Origin of the sequence: Pantoea sp. EEL5 (genome assembly GCF_049892805.1) — a bacterium.
In the GTDB taxonomy this organism is placed as follows: Bacteria; Pseudomonadota; Gammaproteobacteria; order Enterobacterales; family Enterobacteriaceae; genus Pantoea; species Pantoea ananatis.
The window spans coordinates 1,681,419-1,704,150 of the sequence record NZ_JBNDNJ010000001.1 but is presented as its reverse complement, the minus strand read 5'-3'; the positions used below and the strand labels follow the sequence as shown (position 1 = coordinate 1,704,150).

The 22,732-nt window shown below is 47.5% G+C and carries 18 protein-coding genes; 14 read left to right on the top strand and 4 right to left on the bottom strand.

Annotated features, from left to right (window positions below):
* The first annotated feature begins 11 nt into the window (after positions 1-11).
* The 13 genes from ACPXSQ_RS08095 (at position 12) to ACPXSQ_RS08035 (ending at position 17,930) form a co-directional block, all read left to right on the top strand.
* Positions 12-3,704 carry a glycosyltransferase gene (locus tag ACPXSQ_RS08095; protein WP_426143363.1) on the top strand — a complete coding sequence of 1,231 codons (3,693 nt, stop codon included), beginning with the start codon at positions 12-14 and terminating at the stop codon, positions 3,702-3,704.
* Positions 3,705-3,829: 125 nt separating this feature from the next.
* Complete coding sequence (locus ACPXSQ_RS08090) at positions 3,830-7,285, top strand: glycosyltransferase family 2 protein (RefSeq protein ID WP_282844733.1); 3,456 nt, start codon at positions 3,830-3,832, stop codon at positions 7,283-7,285.
* A gap of 85 nt (positions 7,286-7,370) precedes the next feature.
* Positions 7,371-8,516, top strand: a complete 1,146-nt coding sequence (locus ACPXSQ_RS08085) for a DegT/DnrJ/EryC1/StrS family aminotransferase (protein ID WP_013026154.1) — start codon at positions 7,371-7,373, stop codon at positions 8,514-8,516.
* A 404-nt stretch (positions 8,517-8,920) separates the two neighbouring features.
* Complete coding sequence (locus tag ACPXSQ_RS08080) at positions 8,921-9,571, top strand: acetyltransferase (RefSeq protein ID WP_019105013.1); 651 nt, start codon at positions 8,921-8,923, stop codon at positions 9,569-9,571.
* A gap of 26 nt (positions 9,572-9,597) precedes the next feature.
* Positions 9,598-10,701, top strand: a complete 1,104-nt coding sequence (locus ACPXSQ_RS08075; protein ID WP_014593935.1) for an FkbM family methyltransferase — start codon at positions 9,598-9,600, stop codon at positions 10,699-10,701.
* Positions 10,702-10,735: 34 nt separating this feature from the next.
* Complete coding sequence (locus ACPXSQ_RS08070; protein ID WP_013026151.1) at positions 10,736-10,972, top strand: hypothetical protein; 237 nt, start codon at positions 10,736-10,738, stop codon at positions 10,970-10,972.
* 8 nt (positions 10,973-10,980) lie between these two features.
* Entirely contained in the window at positions 10,981-11,724 is a 744-nt protein-coding gene (locus ACPXSQ_RS08065) for an SDR family NAD(P)-dependent oxidoreductase (protein WP_019105012.1), read from the top strand.
* Positions 11,725-11,734: 10 nt separating this feature from the next.
* Positions 11,735-12,478 carry an SDR family NAD(P)-dependent oxidoreductase gene (locus ACPXSQ_RS08060; protein ID WP_014593933.1) on the top strand — a complete coding sequence of 248 codons (744 nt, stop codon included), beginning with the start codon at positions 11,735-11,737 and terminating at the stop codon, positions 12,476-12,478.
* Positions 12,475-13,302, top strand: coding sequence for a transketolase (locus ACPXSQ_RS08055; RefSeq protein ID WP_014593932.1), 828 nt, complete (start codon positions 12,475-12,477; stop codon positions 13,300-13,302). Before ACPXSQ_RS08060 ends, ACPXSQ_RS08055 begins: the two co-directional genes overlap by 4 nt.
* Positions 13,296-14,261, top strand: coding sequence for a transketolase family protein (locus ACPXSQ_RS08050; protein WP_014593931.1), 966 nt, complete (start codon positions 13,296-13,298; stop codon positions 14,259-14,261). The genes ACPXSQ_RS08055 and ACPXSQ_RS08050 overlap by 7 nt, the downstream gene beginning before the upstream one ends.
* A gap of 4 nt (positions 14,262-14,265) precedes the next feature.
* Positions 14,266-15,675 carry an AMP-binding protein gene (locus ACPXSQ_RS08045; RefSeq protein WP_013026148.1) on the top strand — a complete coding sequence of 470 codons (1,410 nt, stop codon included), beginning with the start codon at positions 14,266-14,268 and terminating at the stop codon, positions 15,673-15,675.
* A complete protein-coding gene (locus tag ACPXSQ_RS08040; protein ID WP_013026147.1) occupies positions 15,659-16,738 on the top strand; it encodes an acyl-protein synthetase in 1,080 nt (359 codons plus the stop codon). Before ACPXSQ_RS08045 ends, ACPXSQ_RS08040 begins: the two co-directional genes overlap by 17 nt.
* Complete coding sequence (locus ACPXSQ_RS08035) at positions 16,728-17,930, top strand: acyl-CoA reductase (protein ID WP_426143358.1); 1,203 nt, start codon at positions 16,728-16,730, stop codon at positions 17,928-17,930. Before ACPXSQ_RS08040 ends, ACPXSQ_RS08035 begins: the two co-directional genes overlap by 11 nt.
* Before the next feature lie 259 nt (positions 17,931-18,189).
* Here ACPXSQ_RS08035 and ACPXSQ_RS08030 read toward each other — a convergent pair whose 3' ends face one another.
* The 4 genes from ACPXSQ_RS08030 to rfbA are packed head-to-tail and all read right to left on the bottom strand — an operon-like array spanning position 18,190 to position 21,312.
* Entirely contained in the window at positions 18,190-19,032 is an 843-nt protein-coding gene (locus tag ACPXSQ_RS08030) for a WcbI family polysaccharide biosynthesis putative acetyltransferase (RefSeq protein WP_426143356.1), read from the bottom strand.
* 12 nt (positions 19,033-19,044) lie between these two features.
* Positions 19,045-19,911 (bottom strand): dTDP-4-dehydrorhamnose reductase, encoded by an 867-nt coding sequence (rfbD, locus tag ACPXSQ_RS08025; protein WP_022623283.1) that lies wholly within the window; start codon positions 19,909-19,911, stop codon positions 19,045-19,047.
* Complete coding sequence (gene rfbC, locus ACPXSQ_RS08020; RefSeq protein ID WP_014593928.1) at positions 19,911-20,444, bottom strand: dTDP-4-dehydrorhamnose 3,5-epimerase; 534 nt, start codon at positions 20,442-20,444, stop codon at positions 19,911-19,913. Before rfbC ends, rfbD begins: the two co-directional genes overlap by 1 nt.
* 1 nt (position 20,445) lies before the next feature.
* Entirely contained in the window at positions 20,446-21,312 is an 867-nt protein-coding gene (gene rfbA, locus ACPXSQ_RS08015) for a glucose-1-phosphate thymidylyltransferase RfbA (RefSeq protein WP_022623282.1), read from the bottom strand.
* Between the two features lie 334 nt (positions 21,313-21,646).
* On the opposite strand from rfbA, the gene ACPXSQ_RS08010 reads away from it, so the two are divergent.
* Positions 21,647-22,615, top strand: a complete 969-nt coding sequence (locus ACPXSQ_RS08010) for an HNH endonuclease signature motif containing protein (RefSeq protein WP_014593927.1) — start codon at positions 21,647-21,649, stop codon at positions 22,613-22,615.
* Positions 22,616-22,732 lie beyond the last annotated feature (117 nt).

The following is a 22,732-nucleotide window of genomic DNA, read 5'->3' as shown; positions in this document are numbered from 1 at the left end:
GAGGATATCAGATGAGCAGGCTTTTAATTAGCATCGACAGATTCGAGCACTTTTCCATTCACGTTAATGAAGCGCTCGATATCATTGATGTTTTTTTGTCCTTAGGATGGCAGGTTGACGTTGTTACCAGTACGTACGGTAAGACGGTGTCATTTGAACTGGAAAGGCTCAGACAGAATCCAGACTTTCGCATCATCAGCGAAAAGCTGGGCACTTTGGCCGATGAGTATGGGCTTATCCTGGTTTACAAAGGTTTTTTTAGCCAGAAACTCCTGTCTTCTGTTGCGTTATTTTCCAGAACCGCGCCCGTTATTTTCCGGCATTTTTACGACTATCACGATGTTTATATGCCATGGGGCGTTGAGCTTGAGAATCAGCTTGCTTCACTCTCTCTCAGCCTGTCGCCGGCGATCTCTGAGCGATTACTCCAGAACGGCCTTCTACCCGGTCAGGTAGAGGTTTTACCCTATACTTTCTCCCCTGCATTCAATGCATTCGGGCAGCGTAGGATTCGCACAGAATTGAAAAAGGTGCTTTATTTTGCGCCTGATATTTCTGCTGAAATGTATGAACTGCAGCAGCAGCTCAAAGCACAAGCAATTAGCCTGGAATGGTTTGATTGCAGCCAGCCTGTTAGCCGTATTGAGCCTGAGTGGCTCAATAATTATGATGCCGTTATCGGTAGTGATGAGATTGTGGCGAAATCACTCATCCTCGGTATTCCTGTGTTTCTCGCCTCTACAAATTATGTTGAAGGCTATTTAGGCGAGCATAATTTTAGTGAGTTCGATAAATCACATTTTACTGTCGTTAACCTGCAGTTTTGTCCTGATGCGGATGAATGGATTGAATTACTCAAACGTGGCTTCAAGGATGCACTGCAGTGGACGCTTGCAAATGAAGACCGCTTCCGGAATCAGTGGGACCTGTCTTGTGCCATCGACAAAATCATTAGCCTGCCACTTGTAGCCAAAAAATGGTCTATGGATGAACGCGCGCATCACGCTTTGCGTTTCCATGGCCAGTCAGTGTTGTCATGGGTAGACAAAAACTATTCTATAGAGCAGTGGCTTAAAGAGAGGCGTATTACGGACGCCCGTCGGTCAGCATTACTCTCGTTTATTGGAGCCGTTCCAGAAAATGGTCACATCGGCGTCGTCATCGTTAATGAAAAAGGCAACGCAGCTGACTGCAAACGTTCTCTGGCTGCGGTCAGGGAGCAAACACTGCCGCCCTCGACAATAAGCTTATTAAGCGATGATGATGTCGTTTTAGATGAAGGAACTTTTGCGCGATGTGAAAAGGGCTGGCTGGCTGAACTTAACCAATTGCTCAAAGACACAAGCGCCCCTTCCGCATTTATTGTTGTCATGGCAGGAGATGAGCTTTTACCGGATGCCTTGTTGCTCATGGCTGAACACCGTTTGCGCTATCCTGATACCGCCTTCTGGTATTGCGATGAGAGCTTTAACGATGAAAACAATGAACCCGGCGTCATACTGCGACCCGCGCCTAATATCGATCTGTTAAGAAGCACGCCTTACGTGGGCCGCACGCTGATGTTTGACAAACATAAGGCGCAGGCAGCAGGGGGGATCACCGATGAAATGAATCCCCTCGGACTTTATCAACTGCTTTGGCAATGCATTGAACAGCAAGGGCCGGGTGCACTTGGTCATCTGTCAGAAGTGGTGGTAAAGAGCAGTCAAGATAACGGCCGCTGGTTCGAGGAAAGCCATTACAGCGCAGCCTATCAGGACGTTGTTAAAGCACATTTACAACGTTTAGGGATCACGGCATCACTTGACGCCGGGATGAATCTGGGCACGATGCGGGTGCGTTATCACTGGGATGCTAAACCGCTGGTTTCAATTATTATTCCCACCCGCGACCACGCCGCCTTATTACGTACCTGTATTGATACGTTGATGGAGAAAACGCGCTATCCCTATTATGAATTGCTGATTGTTGATAACCAGTCAGTGGACGAACAGGCGTGTGCATTTCTTAACGATCTTGAAAAATTAAATATTGAACAAATCAAGGTCCTACGCTACGACGCGCCGTTCAACTTTGCAGCCATAAATAATCGTGCTGCGGAACAGGCACGAGGCGACATACTGCTGTTTCTCAATAACGACTGCCAAATTACCCATCCGGACTGGCTTGATGCACTGCTCGAACATGCCTTGCGTCCGGAAATTGCCTTGGCGGGCGCTCGTCTGGAGTATCAGGATGGCCGGATACAGCATGGCGGCTATCTGCTCGGCGTACAGAATGGTGTAGACAGCCCCTGGGATGGGGTTGATGGTGAAGCCAGAGGCTTCCAGCGTTATCTGCAAACTGAGCACAACCTGGCCGCGGTAAGCGCATCTTGCATGATGGTTCGCAAATCGGTCTTTTTTAGTCTGGGTGGATTTGCTGAACAAGAGTATCCCCTGTATTTCGCGGATGTTGATCTGGGCCTACGCGCTTTACAGCAAGGTTACCTGAACGTCTGGACACCATGGTCGCGCGTTCGTCATATGGGCGGAGCAACCCGACTGATGACGGAAAAATTCCATGTGCAGGAAAGACCTTTTCTTCACGATTACAGCAAGCTTCGCAGCCAATGGCGATCGATGCTCTTGCGGGATCCCAGCAATAATCAACAAATGCAGCGGGCAGGTAAAGCGTTCACGCTTGGCGCAGGAACGGCGCGTTTCCAGCAGCCGTTACCGGGGCGCCCCTTGCCGGTTGTGTTAGCGCATCACGTTGACTGGCAGGGATGTGGCAATCACCGTATCGTCCAGCCATTTAAAGCGCTGGAAAGTAATCTGCTGTTAGAAGGCGGTATGACCCAGCAGATTCCCGGCGTCATGGAAGTGGCGCTTCTGCAACCAGACATCATTTTGCTGGAGTCATTAAGTGGAAGCCGCTTCCCTTCAATTATGAAGCAGTATCGGGACGTCAGCGACGCGAAGATCGTGGTGGAATATGATGATTTCCTGCTGAACGTGCCGTTAAAAAATGGCAACCGCAACCACTTTCCCCAGCAGATCGTCAAAAATCTTCGCAAAGTGATGGAGTCCGCAGACTGGGTTGTCGTTTCCACGGCGCCACTGGCTGAGGCTTACAGCCGCTTTCACGCCGATATACGGATCGCGCAAAACCGACTGGCGGAAGCACAGTGGGGGCACTTATTGAGTCAACGTGGTGTCGGGCGTAAGGTGCGTATCGGCTGGGCAGGCGGCAGCACGCACACGGGCGATCTGCAAATTTTATTGCCAATTATCAAGGAGCTGGAAGATAAGGTTGAATGGGTGTTCATGGGGATGAAGCCCCGGGGCGTTCACTGCGAATTCCATCCAGGCGTGCCTTTTGAGATGTATCCAGAAAAACTCGCCAGCCTCAACCTGGATCTGGCGCTGGTTCCTCTTGAAATCAACCAGTTTAATGAATGCAAAAGTAACCTTAGGCTGCTGGAGATTGGCACCTGCGGCGTGCCCATTATCGCGACCAGTATCGAGCCTTATCGCTGTGGATTGCCTGTGACCCTGGTTGAAAACCGGTTTAAAGACTGGATGGGCGCTATCCGCTCGCACTTAGGCGACATGGAGGCCACTTATCATCTGGGCGATCAACTTCGCGCGGCGGTCCATCAGGACTGGTATCTGCGAGAGCATGGACTGAATGAATGGCAAAAGGGTTGGTTAACGCAGTAGCGTTTTAACATCCGAATAAACAGGCACCGCGTTATCGCCAATGACAGAGTCAGCAAGCGTCATTGTGCTTTAGGTGCCTTCAATATCGTTAACAGTGTTACCGCGCCGTACAGGTTGAAACCAGAATGGATAAATTTACCTACCCTTACTTGTTATTGTCCCCTGATTATCGTGAATCTTCACTGGGTATTCAGGTCATGCATCGACTCTGTCATATGATAAATGAGCAAGGCGGTAAAGCCTGGATGGTGAACTGTGAAGTTAATCCTGAATGGAATACGCCGCGCCTGGACGAAAAACAATGGAATGATATTCAGAATAGTGGCCAACCCTGGATAGCCGTTTATCCAGAAGTTACCTCCGGAAATCCGTTATCTGCCCCAGTTAGTGTTCGTTATATGCTGAACAGGGAAGGGATCATCATGAAAAACAGGCTGGAAGCCGGCCCAGACGATCTTTTTTTCTGGTATCGCAGTGAATTTGCAGAGAAAGCCGTTAATCCTGAAATTCTGTGTCTTGAAGCTTACGATCTTGATGTGTTCCGTGACGATAATCCGCATAAAGATTTGCACGTTCTTTATTTGAATCGCATCCCGAAATCGGCTGTTGATTTCAGCCAGCTTCCAGCAGACATACAGATTTTGTCAATGGAAAATCCGCTCACCCTGTCGGAACTTGCACAGTTACTAAAACGGACCAACGTTCTCTACTCTTATGAGTCGTCTGGAACCTGTGCGCTGGCGATTTTGTGCGGAAGCCCTGTTGTAGCACTGAGGGCTGCAGGCTATGAGCACCTTGCTATCAATACGATCACGATACGTGATAATGATGGTGCTGGTATCACGCTAGAAAACTCAGCGGAAGGGATTGCCCGTGCGCGTCAAACCCTCGGCAAAATGCGGGAAAATATATTGGCGCGCCGGGAGACGGGGCAGCGTCAGTTTGAGCGTTTCGTCGCATTGACGCAACAGCAGGCCGCGCAAAAGGATGCAGAAAAACAGCAACACAGTTTGACCCACTGGTTACAGCATCGCAGCGTGCCGCAAACATTATGGCCGGCAACACCTGAGAACATCCCCCGCTTACTGATTGTTATACAGCAGCATGAGGGCGGTGACATACAGCAAACACTTAATACTTTGCTGCCTCAATTTGAACACGCTATTGGCAGTCAGATAGTGATAGTTTCCTCTGATTCAGCTAATACTAAACCGAACTCGCCCTTAAATTATTGCCCTCCTGAACGTTTACTGTCCGTCGTTAACAGCCTGGCAGAGCAAAACGCATTTGACTGGGTTCAGTTCATTCCCGCGGGATGTGATTACAGTGCTCAGGGTATAAGACTGGCTATTGATGCATTACAGGATATCCATCATCTGGCCCTGGTCTATGCCGACGAAGCGATTAAAGAAGTCAATGGTGTGCTGAGCCCGCACTTTAAACCTGCTTTCAATCTGGATCTTTTTTTAAGCGCCCCACATCTCTATTTGCAACGCGGCTTCTTTCATCGTGAAGCCCTTATGGCCATTGGCGGTCTGGACACCGACTATCAGCGTTGTTTTGAACTTGATGCGATTTTAAAGCTACTCATTCGGTTTGATATTGGCGCTATCGGACATTTATCGGATGTCATAGCGCTGATACCGAAAGAGGTCTGCACTGCTACTGCGTCTCAAGAGCAACAGCAACTGCTTCAGCGTTACCTTTTGCAGAGAGGATTTGATCAGGGAAGTGCTACTGCTCAGCCAGGCAAACCGTGGCAGATACAATATGGTAGGAACATCACGCTCTCACTGTCAGTGATTTTGGTAGCGGGAGATAATTTGCCCGCTCTCCAGCGCTGCTTCACTACACTTTATCAGCAAATGCCAACCCAGGCATTTGAGATGCGCGTTGTCGTTCAACCGCACACGTCTGACGAGATTCGAGCCTGGCTCGACTGGCTGGTAAAAAACAATACGGCCGTAATCCACATTGTTGAAAGCCATGAAAGGTCAGACATGATGGCGATTAACAGGGCGAGTCAGCATGCAACGAGTGAATACCTGCTCTTGCTCAATGCCAATACCGCCTTCGTCAGCAGTACCTGGTTTACGGCACTGGTAAACCACGCTCTTCGTCCAGAAGTCGGTTGCGTGGCGCCACAACTGATCAATTTTGATAATCAGATAGTCTGTGCGGGTTATCTTTTAGGGATAAATGGCCTTGCTTTTCCGATGGGATATGGTGAGAACTGGGGCCGTGCAGGTAACCTTTCCCGGCTGCTCAGCGATTGCGATTATTCGGCACTGAGTAAAGATTGTTTACTGATCCGCAACAGCCTGTGGCAACAAACTGGCGGATTTGACACACAGTTTACTCAGCCCTTGTTAGCCAGTCTTGACTTAGGGCTGCGCATTCGCGAAACCGGGCATCTATCGATCTGTACGCCTTACAGTGTGGTAGCAAAAGATCATGTCATCACAGGCTATCCGTCCGAGTGTTTGCCTCAACCTTCATCAGAACTCACTCTTTTTTACCAACGCTGGTTGGCGGTTATTGCCCAAGATCCCGTTTACAGCCTTGGGTACAGCTTGAGTCAACGGCTCTTTCAGCCAGATACAACGTTGAGTGCCAGCTGGAATCCGTTGCATCACCACGGCGTACCTAATGTGGTCTTGATTGTCGGTGGGCAACAAGATGCTACTGTGCAACGTCTGATTTTAACGCTGGAAATGCTTGCGTCAGCGTGCGTACTTCATTTATTACTGCTTGAACGTGTTCCAACGGCACCTGAGTTGTACAGATTAAAGCCCGATGTGCTGCTGATCGCGGGAGAAGTGAATAACGATCTTTGCCAGTGCGTAAAACAGTTCAAACAGCATAGCGCCTGCCAGATAAGCTATGCCCTCAGTGATGACATCAACAGATTTAATCTCAAAATTCTATTTGAAAATGAACTCATCAGCACCTGGCTGACGTCAAGTAGCGCTTATGTCAATTGGCTCAAAAAGCGGCATAAAATGGCCGTTATTCTGCCTAATATTCTTTCAGAGCAATGTCATGATAGAGAAAACCAGCAACATAGCGCAAAACCGCGTGTGCTTTGTATCACCCATTATCTGGAAGAAAAAGATTGCCAGCTGCTTGATGCTGCGATTGTAAGTTATTCAGACCAACTTGACTGGATAATACTGGGCGACTCGCCCAAGGCGTGGTTGCCCTATATTGCTGAAACACATCGTTATTTTGATGAGCGTCGTCTGGTTAAGCAACTGGCATCGCTTTCAATTGATTTCGCTGTCGTACCGCGAAGTAGCATTGATGAAAACCGTTTTAAAGATAATTTTTGCCTGATGCAGTTAGCCGCGTGCTCAATTCCAGCTGTAAGCAGTGATGTGCCTTCTTTAGCGTGTGCACTACCGGGCTGGAAAGTTAAAAACAATGCAGATGCCTGGAAAAAGGCGATTCATTTGCGATGTGAGGCGCCAGACGAAACCATACAGACTGCAAGCCAGTTACAGGCCTCACTTTCTGCGCTTATCGACAGCGAGGACGCTAAAGCGTGCTGGTTTAAAGCATTAGGGTTGAGCAAAAAATAACGGATAACAAGAACCTGTGCCACAGCGGTAAGTCAGCGAGGCGGGTTCTTTATATGAAGCAAAATTAACAGCGGGTGCTTACAGTATGCAAAATAATGGCCAATCGAAAAATGTACTCGTAACAAGCCCGCTTTTGCCGCCGCTTGAAGAGTTTTTACCCTATCTGGAACAAATTTGGCAGAGCAAACAGCTAACGAATGGGGGGCCTTACCATCAGGAGTTAGAAAAAGCGCTCGCCGAGTATCTGGGTGTTGAACATATTTGCCTGTTTGCTAACGGTACACTTGCGCTGGTCACCGCCTTACAGGCGTTACGTGTGACGGGGGAAGTGATTACGACACCCTATTCGTTTGTTGCGACATCACACTCGCTTTTGTGGAACGGCATTAAGCCCATTTTTGTCGATATTGATCCTGTCACCTGCAACATGGACCCGGCAAAAATTGAGGCCGCCATTACACCTAATACCAGTGCGATTCTTCCCGTTCACTGCTATGGCATTCCTTGCGATGTAGAGGGTATTCAGCGTATCGCGGACAATTATGGCTTGAAGGTGATCTACGATGCTGCTCACTGTTTTGGCGTTAAGCAGGATGGAGTAAGCGTTCTGAATCATGGTGATTTATCTATCCTTAGTTTCCATGCCACTAAAGTATTTAACACATTTGAAGGTGGGGCGATCGTTTGCCCTAATGCAAGTGTTAAACGCCGCATCGATTTTCTTAAAAATTTCGGTTTCGCTGACGAAACTACGGTAGTGGCTCCGGGTATAAACGGCAAAATGAATGAAGTTCAGGCCGCATTTGGGTTGTTACAGCTCAAGCATCTTGATAATGCATTTGCTCGTCGGGCTGATGTTTACGAAAAATATGTCGCGGCATTGGGTTCGGTGGAAGGGCTGTCGTTCAGTCATCTTCCGCAAGGATTAACATGGAACTACTCATACTGTGCCGTGTTTATCGACGAGCAGTATTTTCCAATGAGCCGCGATGCGCTGTATCAATTATTTAAGCAACAAGATATTTATGTTCGTCGCTATTTCTACCCACTCATTTCAGAATTTCCAATGTATAAAAGTTATGCTTCATCACATCCTGGCAATCTGCCTGAGGCAACGCGCCTGTCTCATCAGGTGCTTTGTTTGCCGATACATCCGAGCCTCAGTGTCGACGATCAAAACAAAATTATTGAGATCATCCTGTCTGTTAGCCAGATGAAAACGGTGGCCTGATTCAGCAGCAGTTATGGATGTTAATAAATAAACATGCCAGAGGTGCGCGTATCTGGCATGTTTGTCTCCTTTACCCCAACTGAGCAACAGGGCCGGCTGGAGATTAGATACCTACGTCCAGACTATTTTTAAAGGGGACAGACAGAACGTTGACCCTCTTTCTCACATGCCAGATGCGACAGCACAACACCATTTTCTGAGCAGCACGATCATTCTGTTCAGCATCACAGCACTCTTTCCCCAGCCTTGTCAGCAAAGCCATGCATTGAGTACCTGCTTTTCACTGCCTCCTGAATTATTCAATGTCTTAATTAACGACAGAAAACGTACGGTATTCCCAGCCAGAAACTTGAATCTGGTCTGGTAAATTAGTGCTATTCAGTTTGAGTTAGGTAAAGCAGACAGTGAAATTAGCGATCTATGGTGCGGGTGGACTGGGAAGAGAAGTCTTACTTCTTGCTCAGCAGATTGAAAAACAGGCTCATCGTTGGGATGGTCTGATTTTCATTGATGATATTTCGCCCAATCGTGATGTTAAAGGTATCCCGGTTGTTAGTTTTGACCAGGCGCTGACGCAGCACATTGAAGTGGTTATTGCGGTGGGCGAGCCGTCACTCCGTGCGCAACTCGCTGATAAAACTGCCTCTCATCACCTGGCACTTGCCACGCTTATTCATCCCGATGTTACCGTTACCGAATGTACCCGCGTTGGGCCTGGTTGTGTGCTCGCAAAAGGCGTTTATCTTTCCTGTGATGTGACGCTTGGCAGTAACGTTTATATGCAACCTAACGCCAGCGTGGGGCACGACGCTCAGGTGGGCGATCACGTTGTGATATCTACGTTTGTTACGACTGGTGGCAATGTCGTGATCGGCGATCGCGTATTTATTGGCATGAGTGCGGTCTTACAGCAGAAAATTACTGTAGGCAATGACGCTATTATCGGTATGGGTGCCGTCGTCTTTAACGATATCCGTGAAGAAGGTATTGCGTTGGGGAATCCAGCTCGGGTGATGCGCAATAATGATGAAAAGCGGGTTTTTAAATCACTGTGAACTGCGCTACAGACTCTGAGGTAAGAATGAATTTTTTGTCAGAAATTACAGAACGAGAACACTATTTTTTATCTGCTATCGCGCGGTTCCGCAAAAATGGCCTTCCTGTTGTGCTTTGCGGTAATGGGTATGTCGCCAATGTTTTTAAGAAATTTTTAGATAAGCAGGGTGTGAGTTTATATTGCTCAGCGCTAACGCTTGAGTATATGCCTAACGAAAAACATGAACACATTGAAGTCCGCGCTATTGAAGAGCTGGTTGACCTACCCCAGCGATTTAATTATATAATTGGTTTTCAGACCTGTACTGATTTTTTGATAGAAAAGCTACAAAAAAATGCTGAAGAATTGATAATTTGTGATCCTTCTTCAATCGAAATGTTCAGTGCAGGCATGATTGATTACGATTTTTGTTTTGATAATCGTGACAGCCTTCAGGCTTTATACGACTCGTTCGGTGATGATTTTTCACGGAAAACATTTACAGCTTACCTTAATCAAAGAATTTGCGGTCAGGTTGGTCATCTGCTCCCTTATCATAGCGATAATGCTTACTTTAATGATGAACTCGTGACACTTGGGAACGATGAGATTTTTGTTGACTGCGGTGCTTATGATGGCGATACAGTCCTTTCGTTTGTAAAGAATTTACGCGAACTCAACCTTGCACCAGCGAGAAAAATTTATGCATTTGAACCTGACTCAAAAAACTTTAAGAAATTGGTGAGCAATACTAATCATCTGTCAAATGTTTCGTGTATTCATTCTGGCGTGTGGTCGAAGAATGACGAACTGAGTTTTAATGAAAGTGGTGACCAGAATTCAGGGATTGTTGAAGGGGGCAGTCATCATAAAATTTCAGTCTCGAGTATTGACCGTGTTGTAAATGATGAACCTGTTACATTTATAAAGATGGATATTGAGGGTGCTGAACAGCAAGCGCTTAAAGGTGCCGAGGCCACGATTTTAAAGCATAAACCATTACTTGCACTTAGCTTTTATCATCGGCTGGACGACTTGTTTATTATCCCGTCCTACATTAAAGCTTTGCATGACGACTATCGTTTTTGTTTGCGTTGGCATCACCGTAAATATGCATATGACCTTGTTCTTTACGCCTTGCCATATTAACAAAGTACGCTAAAAAGATAATGAGAGAAATACTATGTCTAATATCGAACGTTACAATGCTATTTTTGTAGAAACCTTTGAAGTCGATGCATCCATCCTGCCGGATTACAAATATCAGGATACACCATCCTGGGATTCCGTTGGGCACATGAGCATGATCGCCGCACTCGAAGATACCTTCGATATCATGCTGGATACCGAAGATATTATTGCCTTCTCTTCCTGGTCTGAAGGCAAAGAAATCCTGAAAAAATACGACGTAGAATTATAGGAGTTATTATGCTTCTTGCTGGAAAATGGGCAGTCATAACGGGATGTCTGCAAGGTATCGGCAAGGCAACGCTTGCGACGTTCGCCGCGTCAGGCGCATCAGTTTTTGCCTGTTGCCAGCATGAAGATCCTGATTTCATGTTTTTCATCAAGCAGTTAATGGATGAAAACGACGTTGAGATTGTCCCTGTTTATTTTGATTTACTGAGTGATGAGTCGGTTAAGGCCGCGGCACAACAGATTCAGAAAGCCAAAAAGCCTGTTGAAATATTAATTAATATTGCCGGTGCTAATTTTGATGCGCTTTTTCCCATGATGACGAACGAGCAACTTCATAAAACATTTAGCATCAATTTGTTTTCTCAGCTTGTGTTTACCCAATACATCACGCGTCTGATGCTGCGTAATAAAAAAGGCAGCATCGTTAATATTTCCAGCATTTCAGCACTTGATGGAAATGTCGGCCAGTTGGCGTATTCCGCTTCAAAAGCGGCGTGGTTAGCAGCAACGAAAACACTCTCGGCGGAGCTTGGTCCACAGGGTATAAGAGTGAATGCCATTGCGCCGGGCGTCATCAGCACGCAAATGACGTCAACATTACCGACAGAGGTCATGGCGCGTCAGATGGCCCGCTGCGAATTAAAACGTCCCGGACTGCCTGACGAAGTTGCCAATACATTGCTATGGCTTGCATCCGATAATGCAAGCTATGTAACAGGACAGGTCATTCGTGTCGACGGCGGAATGGGTTGAGGGCACTAGCATGTTGATGAAAAATAAAACGGTATTAATTACCGGCTGCCGTCGCGGTATGGGACGTGCAATGGTTGAAATTTTTGCGGCCAATGGCGCAGACATTTATGCGCATGCCAGAGCAGAAACGGCTGAGTTTCTGGCTGACATGGCGCAATTAGCCGAGAAGTATCAGGTGAACATATGGCCATTATGTTTTGATATGACAGACCATGTCGCAATGAAGCTAGCTGTAAAGCGGCTGATTGCTGATAAATGCTGCCTGGATGCCGTGATTAACAATGCCGGTATTACCCATAACAGCCTTTTTCAAATGACAACTGAAGCACAGTTACGCCAGCAGTTTGAAGTTAACTTCTTTGCGGTGTATTTGTTCAGCCAGTTTATGGTCAAGCTGATGATGCGCCATAAAAAAGGCAGTCTGGTGAATATCGCGTCTACGGCCGGGGAAGATGGCAACCCAGGCAAGTCAGCCTATGGCGCCTCTAAAGCGGCATTGATCGCGATGACAAAATCTGTGGCCGCCGAATTGGGTGAGCATGGCATTCGCGCGAATGCTATCGCGCCCGGTATCACCGATACCGACATGCTGCTAACCATGCCCGAACATATCGTTGAAGCAGCACGTCAAAGCACCGATTTACGCCGGCAAGGGTTGCCTGCCGAAATCGCTGAAACGGCGTTGTTCCTCGCTTCCGATTTATCCAGCTATATCACCGGGCAAACGCTTCGCGTTGATGGCGGTCTGAAATGAATATGTCCATCCAGCAGCTAAAAAAAACCGCGACGGCTACCCGCATTACTATTCTTAAAGCCGCGTATCAGGCACCAAGTGATGGCGTACATATTTCCCCAGCGCTGTCTATGACGGACGTGCTCACCGTGCTGTTTAGCACTGTTATGCGCTATCAACCCGATCGAATCACAGATAAACAACGCGACACCTTTATTTTGAGTAAAGGCCATGCCGCACTTGGGCTCTATGCCACTTTGCACCATCATAAAATCATTACTGAACAGCAGCTGAATAGCTTTGAAATCAATGGTTCCGTGTTACAGGTCCATCCTACCCGGCATGCAGCCTTTGGTATTGATTTTTCAGCCGGCAGCCTGGCGCAGGGAATGAGTTTTGCTATAGGTTTGGCGTTAAGTCGTCGCTTGCAACAGCAACCGTGGCAGACGTTCGTCGTCGTGGGGGATGGTGAGTGCAATGAAGGGGCGATTTGGGAAGGCGCTTTCATGGCTGCACAGCAAAAGCTGGATAATCTGACGGTCGTTGTTGATCAAAATGGCCTGCAGTCAGATGGATTCACTGCGGATATTATGCGAATGAACCTTCCTGCCTTGTGGTCCGCCTGCGGCTGGCAAACGCTGGAATGTGATGGTCATGATTATCAGGCGCTTATTGATGCTTTTAATGCTCCTCATGAAGGTAAGCCCAAAGTGATTATTGCCCGAACACTGAAGGGTAAGGGCGTTTCATTTATGGAAAATAATAAAGACTTTCATCGCAACCGTTTAAATGAGCAACAAATGCAGCAGGCATTAAGCGAACTTGAACAGGAGGCACCATGCTGAACATTAAACCCGTCTCAGTGCGTTCATGGGCCATGCTAGGTTCCCGCGGTACCTTTGGTCTTGCTCTGCTTGAACTGGCAGCCGACCATCCTAAAATCGTCGCATTATCAGGCGATCTCTGCAAATCGTCTGGGCTTGATCGTTTTGCAAATACCTATCCTGACCGTTTCTTTAATGCCGGCATCGCTGAGCAAAATATGGTTGGTGTGGCGGGTGGACTTGCTGCGGGTGGATACGTACCTTTTGTCACCTCATTTGCGAACTTCCTGACTTTTCGTGCCGCTGAACAAGTGCGACTGAATCTTGGCTACATGGAAGAGAATGTCAAACTGGTCGGACTGGCCTCAGGCCTGGCGACAGGTATGTTCGGAGCCACGCATCATGGTATAGAAGATCTGGCGGCTCTACGCGCTGTCTCAAATATCACCATTCTGTCACCTGCTGACTGTACTGCAACCGCGAAAATGACGGAAGCCGCTTTGCACCATCCGGGCCCTGTCTATCTCCGACTGACCGGCAATATGCGTGCACCTATTGTTTATAAAGAAAATTTTGACCTGAAGATTGGGCGCGCCATTACCTTAAAAATGGGTGATGAGGTAGCGCTGGTTGCCACGGGCACGATGGTGAGTGTTGCCTTGCAGGTTGCAGATGAACTGCAAGCGAAAGGGATTAATACGGCCGTTATTGACATGCATACCATCAAGCCGTTGGATACTGAAACACTTGATCATTTATTGAATAACAAGCTTGTTGTTACCCTTGAAGAGCACAGTGAAATTGGCGGTTTAGGCAGTGCCGTTGCTGAATATTTCGCACCTAAAAGCACGAAACCCGCTCAACTTATTATCGGTATACCGCAGGGTTATCCACATGCAGGGGATTACAACTGGATGCTTGAGCAGGCCGGACTGACGGCAGCACAGATCACTGACCGTATTCAGACGGAACTGAGGTAAGCCAATGTCTTTCTGGCGTATTGAACAACATGATCCCCGGCAACTCGCTGTGATTGACGATAGCGGTTTACGCTGGCGTTACGCTGAGCTGTTAACGGAAGTGACGCAAATGGAAGGCAGACTTAAGTCTGGACTGCTGATATTCATTCTGTGTCGGAATACCACTGCAACGCTTATTGGCTATCTGGCTTGTCTGCGATGTGGGGCGGTTCCTTTACTGCTTGATGCGGACCTGGATAGCACGCATCTTGCTGAGTTGATTACCACTTACCGGCCGGCGTTTCTTTGGGCTCCCACTGGTCAAGTTCAGGGTGAAAGCCATTATCAAACGCTGGATTATCAGCTCACTGCGACAGGTAAGGCCCCTCAGCAATTACATCCTCAACTCGCCCTGTTGGTTACGACCTCAGGCTCAACAGGAAGCCCTAAACTGGTTCGTCTGAGTCAGCAAAACCTGCAAAGCAACGCCACCAGTATCAGTGAATACCTGGCACTGGATGAAACTGAAAAGCCTCTGGTCCATTTGCCGCTCAATTACGTATTTGGTTTATCTGTTGTTAATAGTCATTTACTGGTGGGAGCGACGCTGATACTGACGCGCTATGGTCTTATGCAGCGTGAGTTTTGGCAGCAGATGGCGTCTGAAAACGTGACTTCTTTGTCAGGGGTTCCCTATACGTTTGAAATGCTGCATCGCTTGCGCTTTTCGCGTATGTCGTTTCCTGCCTTACGCACGCTGACTCAGGCAGGTGGTAAGCTTTCAACTGCGATGCATCAATTTTTTGCCGATTATGCACAGCAGCACAGTAAAAAGTTTGTCGTGATGTATGGCGCGGCAGAAGCGACAGCGCGTATGGCATGGTTGCCTGCTGAGCTTGCACAGTCAAAATGTGGCTCAATTGGTCTTGCCATCCCGGGAGGGAAATTAACACTTCATCGCGAAGATGGGAGTCTGATTACCACTATGGGTGAACAAGGTGAGCTTTATTACCATGGCGATAATGTGATGATGGGATATGCTTCGGACGGAGACGACCTTCACCGAGGTGATGATCTCAACGGGCTGTTAATCACAGGTGATATTGCCACCCAGCACGCGGATGGTTGCTTTTATATTGTGGGGCGAAAAAAACGGTTCCTGAAAATATTTGGTAATCGCGTTGGCTTAGATGAGATGGAGCAGCTCCTCAAAACGCATTTTATTGGACTTGATTGCGCCTGCGTGGGACGTGACGATCAACTTACCGTTTTCATTACCCAACCCGATTTGGCAGATGAAGTAAAACGTTTTGCCTCACAGGTGACAAAACTTCATACCTCTGCCTTCAAAATCAATGTCGTCGACACCCTGGTAAAAACATCCTCAGGTAAAACCCATTACGAGAGGCTCATGGCTGATGAAACCGGGATTTGAAGAGGGATTTATCCCTGCGCCGTTTTCATTACCCAAAGCGGAGAAAAAGGCGTTACTCTTTAAGCGACTGCATGAACTAAGCGTCCATCATCAACGAGATTGTCTGGCCTATCAGCGCATCCTGGCCGCGCAGCAGTGCGATCTCGCATCATTATCTGAACCCGATGCTTTGCCTTTTTTACCCGTTTCACTCTTCAAACAACTTACTCTGAGTAGCGTGCCAGAGGACCATATCGTTAAAACGATGACCTCTTCTGGAACCAGTGGCCAGCAAGTATCACGCATCTATCTCGATAAAAGCACGGCGGCACTTCAACAGAAGGTGTTGATAAAGATTGTCAGTGATTTCATTGGCGCCGCCCGTTTACCGATGCTGATAATTGACTCACCTGCTGTGATGAAAGATCGCGCCATGTTCTCTGCTCGAGGGGCCGGCATTCTGGGGTTTTCCATGTTTGGAGCAGACAGGGCCTACGCGCTGGATGAAGAGATGAATCTCAATCACGATGTGCTGGCTACCTTTCTGCAGAAGCATGCCGGTAAGCCGTTGTTGCTGTTTGGCTTCACGTTTATGATCTGGCAGCATTTTTATAAAGCGCTTGAGGCCTGCGCTGGCCGTTATGATTTATCTCAGGCCACACTTATACACGGTGGGGGATGGAAAAAGCTACAGGCCCAGGCCATTTCTGCGTCCGCGTTTGCGCAGCGCTTAAATTCAGTGTGCGGCATTACCCGCGTTAGTGACTATTACGGCATGGTTGAGCAAACAGGCTGTATCTATATGCAGTGTGAATACGGTCATCTTCATGCCAGCCTTTTTTCCGACGTTATTATTCGCGATCCGCAGGATTTTTCAGTGTGTCCTGTTGGGCAGGCAGGCATTATTCAGGTTCTGTCTGCGCTGCCCGAGTCCTACCCGGGACACTCTTTGCTTACGGAAGATGAAGGCATTTTGCTGGGAGAGGATGATTGTTCCTGTGGTCGTATGGGGAAATATTTTCAGGTATTAGGGCGTCTTAAAAATGCTGAGATCAGAGGATGCAGTGATACCTATGGCGGATAAATTCGAACAGGTCACATTCCTGATTGGCGATGCCCAGCGGTTGGCAATGCTTAATAAAGTGTCGGCCTATAAGCCATTTGCGCCAGAAATTATGGGGTTTATTGACGCCTTCTCTCAATATCTTTTTCAGTTACCGGACGTTAAGCAATGGAGTGATGTCGCAAGCCTGGCATTCTGGTGTCGACCGGCCTCGCTACGTCAAATGCAATCCCGCTATGCCGGCCTTGAGCACCGGTTAGGCAGAGGGGCGGCATTTCACATCGCGCCGGCGAATGTTGCAGTGAATTTTGCTTATTCACTGCTTGTGGGCTTACTGGCGGGAAACGCCAATGTCGTTCGTCTTCCAGGTAAAGATTTTGTCCAGATTTCGATGATCTGCACGGCCCTCAGGCAGGCGCTAAATGACCATCCCCATATTGCACCCTATATCGTGCTGGTGCGCTACGATAAACAGAAAGACGTGAATGATGCGCTTTCACTGCTCTGTCAGACAAGGTTAATTTGGGGAGGGGATAATACGATAGCGATGCTGCGTCAGTCCCCTTTGGGCCCAAGAGCGCTGGACATCACTTTCGCCAATCGACACTCGTTTTGTGTTATTGGAGCTCAGGGGTATCTTGATGCTGTCAATAAAGAACGCATTGCTAGTGATTTTTACAATGACACATTACACAGCGATCAAAATGCCTGCTCTTCACCTGGATTAGTCGTCTGGCTGGGTGAGAATGCAGAGATTCGCGAGCAAGCTCAACGTATATTCTGGAAACATTTTGACCGAATAGTACAAGAGCGATACACATTGCAAGCGGCGAGTGCAGTTCAGAAGTTGACGCAATTCTGCCTGCTCAGCGCGCAAGTTGACGGGGTAAAACGCTACCCGTTGAGCCATAATCGGTTGATGCGTGTTGAGCTTCCTGCGTTGTCTTCAGAAAGTTTATCTCACAGCGGGACGTGCGGCTATTTTCTTGAATATCAAATTAACACGTTGTGCGAGATTTTACCGTTGTGTAGCGGGACCTGCCAGACGCTGTCATATTATGGAATGGAATCTGCAGCACTGGCTGAATTTATCATGGCGTACAGGCCAGCAGGCGTAGATCGCCTTGTCGAAATAGGTCAGGCTCTTCAATTCACCTTGCAGTGGGATGGCTTTGATTTAATCTATATGCTTACACGCATTGTTAATGTTTGAATCTTTTATATTGTGGGTTCATTCATAACGTACGTAACCAGCTGACAAGACTGCGCGGGTTGTATGGTAAAAAGGTGCTAATAAAGCACCTTTTATATTATTAACAATGGCGTGTTGTAGTTACCCATATTTTTTGAATCTGTTGTTACTCAGAGGGCGATTATTTGATTCGCCTCAGGGCAGATATTCTTATGCAATGGCCTGTAGTGTGCAACACGCGAAATACGCTAAAACATTATCGAATCAGGATAAGCCGTAATTAAACATTCTGGAATTCAGCCTGTAATCCCTGATAATAGGCCGACTTTAGCAAAGATTTTTTCAATATCTCATCGTTTTGGGAAGAGAAAAATGAGTAGTTGATTTTACCCGCCAGAGAAAGTCCTGTGTCGCGCATCATCAGATAACTCTGGTCACCACTTCCAATCTCAGGGGCATAATAATTATTGAGTAAATCGTTACCATTGAGATCAAAGTTTTTATTTTCTTTGAAAAGATCATAAAAGATAGCACTCAAAAAAACGCTCAGATGCTTATTGTTTGGATGACTAACGGTACTATAGCACTGCTTATTTTTAAGCAGTGATTCCTGATAAAAGTGGGAATAGTCAAATGCGACTTTCTCTTCCTGAAAAAGTTTGTGATAACGCTTTGCGTCTTCAATGACCATATTATGCTGCTTCTGATTATCATAACTCACTTTATGATATTGAGAAACTGCATCCCCGTGCTGATGGCCTGTTAAATAAAGATGCAGGAAGCGATAATCTACATAGACCATTAACTCCGGGACAGGCGCAGGAAAATAACCTAGTTGAGGGGTGGATACACGGGACTCCATCGTCGGCAGAATACGGATGTCGAAATACGCTGCCAGCTTATCAGTTGAAAGCATCCCCCAGCGTTCTGAGTGATACTGCATATAGATATGATCACAACTTTCAAGTTCATGCATAAGATTGATAACATCCCGTTGCGCATCAAGCTTATAAATGGGCGTATTTACCACCTGCTTAATGGCACCGCGATGAAGATCAGAATAATTACTTAGCAACTGGCCGACAATTTCAAGTTGGCAGTTGCCAATGGTGGCGACTTTCATTGGCTTTAATCCTTACAAAATGCTGGCATATGAAAAAGGAGTTGACTGAGGTTTTAAACAGGTTATCAGTTGCTCCTGCCAGTCGGATGCAGTTATTCCTGCAGAGGTAATATGTTCTGTGTTCAATATACTCCGTGCGGGCCGCGTTGCTGCGGAAGGATATTGTGAACTGGTTATTCCGCGTACGTTAACCTCTTTTTCTGCCGCAACAAAGATGGCTTGAGCAAATTCACACCAGCTCACCGCAATATCGCCACAGTAATGATAAATACCCATATTTTCTGGCGAACCAGCAAGGTGAATCATCGCCTCCGCTAAATCACCCGCGTAGGTCGGACAGCCATACTGATCGTTCACCACATGTAACTCGGAACGCGTCTGCGCCAGACGAAGCATGGTACTGACGAAGTTATTGCCATACTCGCTGAACATCCATGAGGTTCTAATCACAATGGCTTCTGGCAATGCCTCAAATACACGCTTTTCACCTTCCCACTTGCTTAAGCCATAGAAATTAATCGGGCAGGGCGGATCATTTTCGCTATAAGACGTTTTCTTTAACCCATCAAAAACATAGTCAGTCGATATATGAATCAGGCGTGCGTTGACCAGTTTTGCTGCTTGTGCCAGATTTTCAGGACCAATCGCATTCACCTTCAGCGCGCGGGTACGATCGGTTTCTGCTTTATCGACGGCCGTGTAGGCCGCAGCATTCATGATGACATCAGGTTTGAATTTTTTGACGACGCGCATAACCGCACAGCGGTCAGTAATATCCAGTTCTGCCGAACCACACGCCAGCGTGATCCAGTCAGCGGGAAAACGATCCAGCAAGCAACGCCCTAATTGGCCATAAGCCCCTGTAAGTAAAACGCGCATTACACCAACTCCTGCAGTGATAGTCCTTGTTGATCTTTTACCGACAATATCGGCTGTTCTACAGGCCATTGAATTGCAACATCAGGGTCATTCCACATCAGGCAGGCTTCATCCTTAGGGTTGTAATATTGAGTACATTTGTATTCAAAGTCAGCGACGTCCGAAAGGACGACAAAACCGTGCGCGAGTCCGGGGGGAATCCACAGCTGCGTTTTATTTTCTTCAGAAAGCAGAATACTCTCCCACTGACCAAAGGTCGGAGAACCGGGACGGATGTCGACTGCAACATCGAATACTTCGCCCCGCACGACGCGCACCAGCTTGCCCTGGGGCTCTGTTTTCTGAAAATGTAAGCCGCGTAATACATGTCGGCCTGAGCGCGAATAGTTGTCTTGCACAAATTCGAGGTGGGTTTCAAGTAACTCCTGATAGCGACGTTTTTCAAACGTTTCCAGGAAAAAACCACGATCGTCACCATAAACCGCTGGCTGGATGATTTTAACATCGGCAATTTTAGTGGCTTTGACCTTCACGCTATTCCTCCACCAACATTTTTAAATACTGGCCATACTGCGTTTTCCCAAGATATTGGGCGCGTTTTAACAGGGCTTTGTGATCTGTCCAGCCTTTACGCCAGGCAATTTCCTCAAGACAGGCAATTTTAAAGCCCTGACGCTTTTCAATGGTGTGGATGAAGTGTGACGCTTCAAGCAAGCTTTCATGCGTGCCGGTATCCAGCCAGGCAAAACCACGGCCCAGTATTTCGACGTTTAATAATCCATCGTCGAGGTACATTTGGTTTAGCGTAGTGATTTCCAGTTCGCCGCGTTCAGAAGGGCGAACCTGTCGGGCCATGGCGCTCACATTGCTGTCGTAAAAATACAGGCCCGTCACCGCATAGTTTGATTTTGGCGTTGTGGGCTTTTCTTCAATAGAAAGTGCACGGAATTGTTTGTCAAATTCGACAACACCAAAACGCTCAGGGTCCATTACCTGATAACCAAATACGGTGGCACCGAGCTCACGAGTAACAACATCTTCTAGCTTTTTACCGAAGCTTTGACCAAAGAAAATGTTATCGCCTAACACGAGTGCGCAGCGTTCTCCAGCGATAAACGACTCACCAATAATAAAGGCCTGCGCCAGACCGTCTGGCGATGGCTGCACAGCATACTGAAGATTGACGCCAAAATGTGAGCCATCACCGAGTAAGCGTTGAAACCCTGCGAGGTCTTCTGGAGTGGTAATGACCAGGATATCTCTAATCCCTGCGAGCATAAGCACCGAGAGCGGGTAATAGATCATGGGCTTATCGTAGACGGGGAGTAACTGTTTGGAGACGCCGCAGGTTACAGGATGTAATCGAGAACCTGTTCCACCAGCCAGCACTATGCCTTTCATCATTCACTTCCTCTATACCCGATCTGCATCTGCAGAGTGATGGTGAAAGAATACGAGTGTGCAAGTGAAATTAATGGCAAGAATAACCGATAAAAAAGCAGGTAAAGTAAAGGATAAGAACGCCGCGCGCCCCTGAACAGAGAGGGAGATAAAACAAACAGGCGTGTTTTGTGTTGCACTAATGCAAATGTAGCAGGGCAAAACGAACGGATTTTGGTCTGGGCCGTAAACAATAAAAAAGTGAACTCAGCGTTACAGTTCATCTCCGCTATGCCGATAATTCCCTTCAGAATGGCTCTAATTTTGATATTACTTTTCATGTTCTGGGGTGGTTATGCGCTTTAACTATGACCTGCTACCGGGCGAACGTCTCTCATTTGAAGAGATCGCCCTACGTTATGCACAACAATACCCTGATGAGAAAGAACTGACCGCGCGTGCGTTGCTGAGTCCTTCAACCAGCTATCGGACGTTAAAAATTCGCGCTGTCTTTGCTCAGGAAGAGAGTAACAGTCCGCTGGAAGACCTGTTGTTCATCGCCAACGATAACGAACGAAAAAATTATCTGCGCCGTTTTGAGCACTATCTGAAACAGCAGCAGCCTTTTCACTATTTTCGTCGGGGACACGAGGATAAAGAGAACAACCGGTGGAAAGTGATTGGGCAGAGCTACGTCTATGCGATGGTCGATCCGCACTCCGCTCAGGCGCAAAACCTGATCAACAGCCGGGGCTATAAGCTGGTTCTGATGCGCGAGGACGAAGAGGATGCCTGGTGGCAGCTGTTCAACGTTCAGTCTAATCCTTGCTTTCCACAGTCACGCCGTATCCAGTTTATTGTGGTACTAAGCACGCCTGAGCACAGAACGCCCGCTGCAGTCATGCCTGGTACGGAAGTCGGGCGGCGGGTGAAAGCCAAAGTGTTGCAGAAGGCCAGCCAGTCAGAGTTTATGGCGGCGGTTAAGGCGCGCTATGGGGCCTGTATCATTACCGGAACCAGCCTTCTCGATCAGCATCAATGGCCTTGGGTCGAAGCCTGCCATATCGATACGCGCGAAAACGAAGAGGGATTTCTCGCAGACAATAGCGTGGATAATGGGCTGTTCCTGCGCAGCGACTTACAGCGGCTTTTCATCAACAGAATGATTAGTATTGATGGTGATTCCGGGCAGGTCCGTTTTCACACGGATGATAAAACACGTGAAAGCATTAGCCCGTTTTATCAGGAGATGGAAGGGCGGGTTTGCGCGCTATGGGAAAACGTTCCCGTAGCCACACGGCAGCGTTTGCTGACATTACGTTAGCCTTCCTGTACAGAGCGGAGACTTCCGCTCTGAAACATCACAAATTTGAAATAACCTCGGTTTATCCCGCCTATTCTGCCAATCAAAAGCCCTACAGAATTGCATAATCATGCCGAT

Excerpts from the sequence above, each read along its gene's own strand:
- ACPXSQ_RS08030 (WP_426143356.1), bottom strand. The coding sequence starts at position 19,032 with ATGAAAGTCGCCACCATTGGCAACTGCCAACTTGAAATTGTCGGCCAG.
- ACPXSQ_RS08010 (WP_014593927.1), top strand. The coding sequence starts at position 21,647 with ATGCGCTTTAACTATGACCTGCTACCGGGCGAACGTCTCTCATTTGAA.
- ACPXSQ_RS08075 (WP_014593935.1), top strand. The coding sequence starts at position 9,598 with ATGAATTTTTTGTCAGAAATTACAGAACGAGAACACTATTTTTTATCT.
- ACPXSQ_RS08040 (WP_013026147.1), top strand. The coding sequence starts at position 15,659 with ATGAAACCGGGATTTGAAGAGGGATTTATCCCTGCGCCGTTTTCATTA.
- ACPXSQ_RS08090 (WP_282844733.1), top strand. The coding sequence starts at position 3,830 with ATGGATAAATTTACCTACCCTTACTTGTTATTGTCCCCTGATTATCGT.
- ACPXSQ_RS08050 (WP_014593931.1), top strand. The coding sequence starts at position 13,296 with ATGCTGAACATTAAACCCGTCTCAGTGCGTTCATGGGCCATGCTAGGT.
- ACPXSQ_RS08035 (WP_426143358.1), top strand. The coding sequence starts at position 16,728 with ATGGCGGATAAATTCGAACAGGTCACATTCCTGATTGGCGATGCCCAG.
- ACPXSQ_RS08045 (WP_013026148.1), top strand. The coding sequence starts at position 14,266 with ATGTCTTTCTGGCGTATTGAACAACATGATCCCCGGCAACTCGCTGTG.
- ACPXSQ_RS08085 (WP_013026154.1), top strand. The coding sequence starts at position 7,371 with ATGCAAAATAATGGCCAATCGAAAAATGTACTCGTAACAAGCCCGCTT.
- rfbD (WP_022623283.1), bottom strand. The coding sequence starts at position 19,911 with ATGCGCGTTTTACTTACAGGGGCTTATGGCCAATTAGGGCGTTGCTTG.
- rfbA (WP_022623282.1), bottom strand. The coding sequence starts at position 21,312 with ATGAAAGGCATAGTGCTGGCTGGTGGAACAGGTTCTCGATTACATCCT.
- ACPXSQ_RS08065 (WP_019105012.1), top strand. The coding sequence starts at position 10,981 with ATGCTTCTTGCTGGAAAATGGGCAGTCATAACGGGATGTCTGCAAGGT.
- ACPXSQ_RS08060 (WP_014593933.1), top strand. The coding sequence starts at position 11,735 with ATGTTGATGAAAAATAAAACGGTATTAATTACCGGCTGCCGTCGCGGT.
- ACPXSQ_RS08055 (WP_014593932.1), top strand. The coding sequence starts at position 12,475 with ATGAATATGTCCATCCAGCAGCTAAAAAAAACCGCGACGGCTACCCGC.
- ACPXSQ_RS08095 (WP_426143363.1), top strand. The coding sequence starts at position 12 with ATGAGCAGGCTTTTAATTAGCATCGACAGATTCGAGCACTTTTCCATT.
- ACPXSQ_RS08070 (WP_013026151.1), top strand. The coding sequence starts at position 10,736 with ATGTCTAATATCGAACGTTACAATGCTATTTTTGTAGAAACCTTTGAA.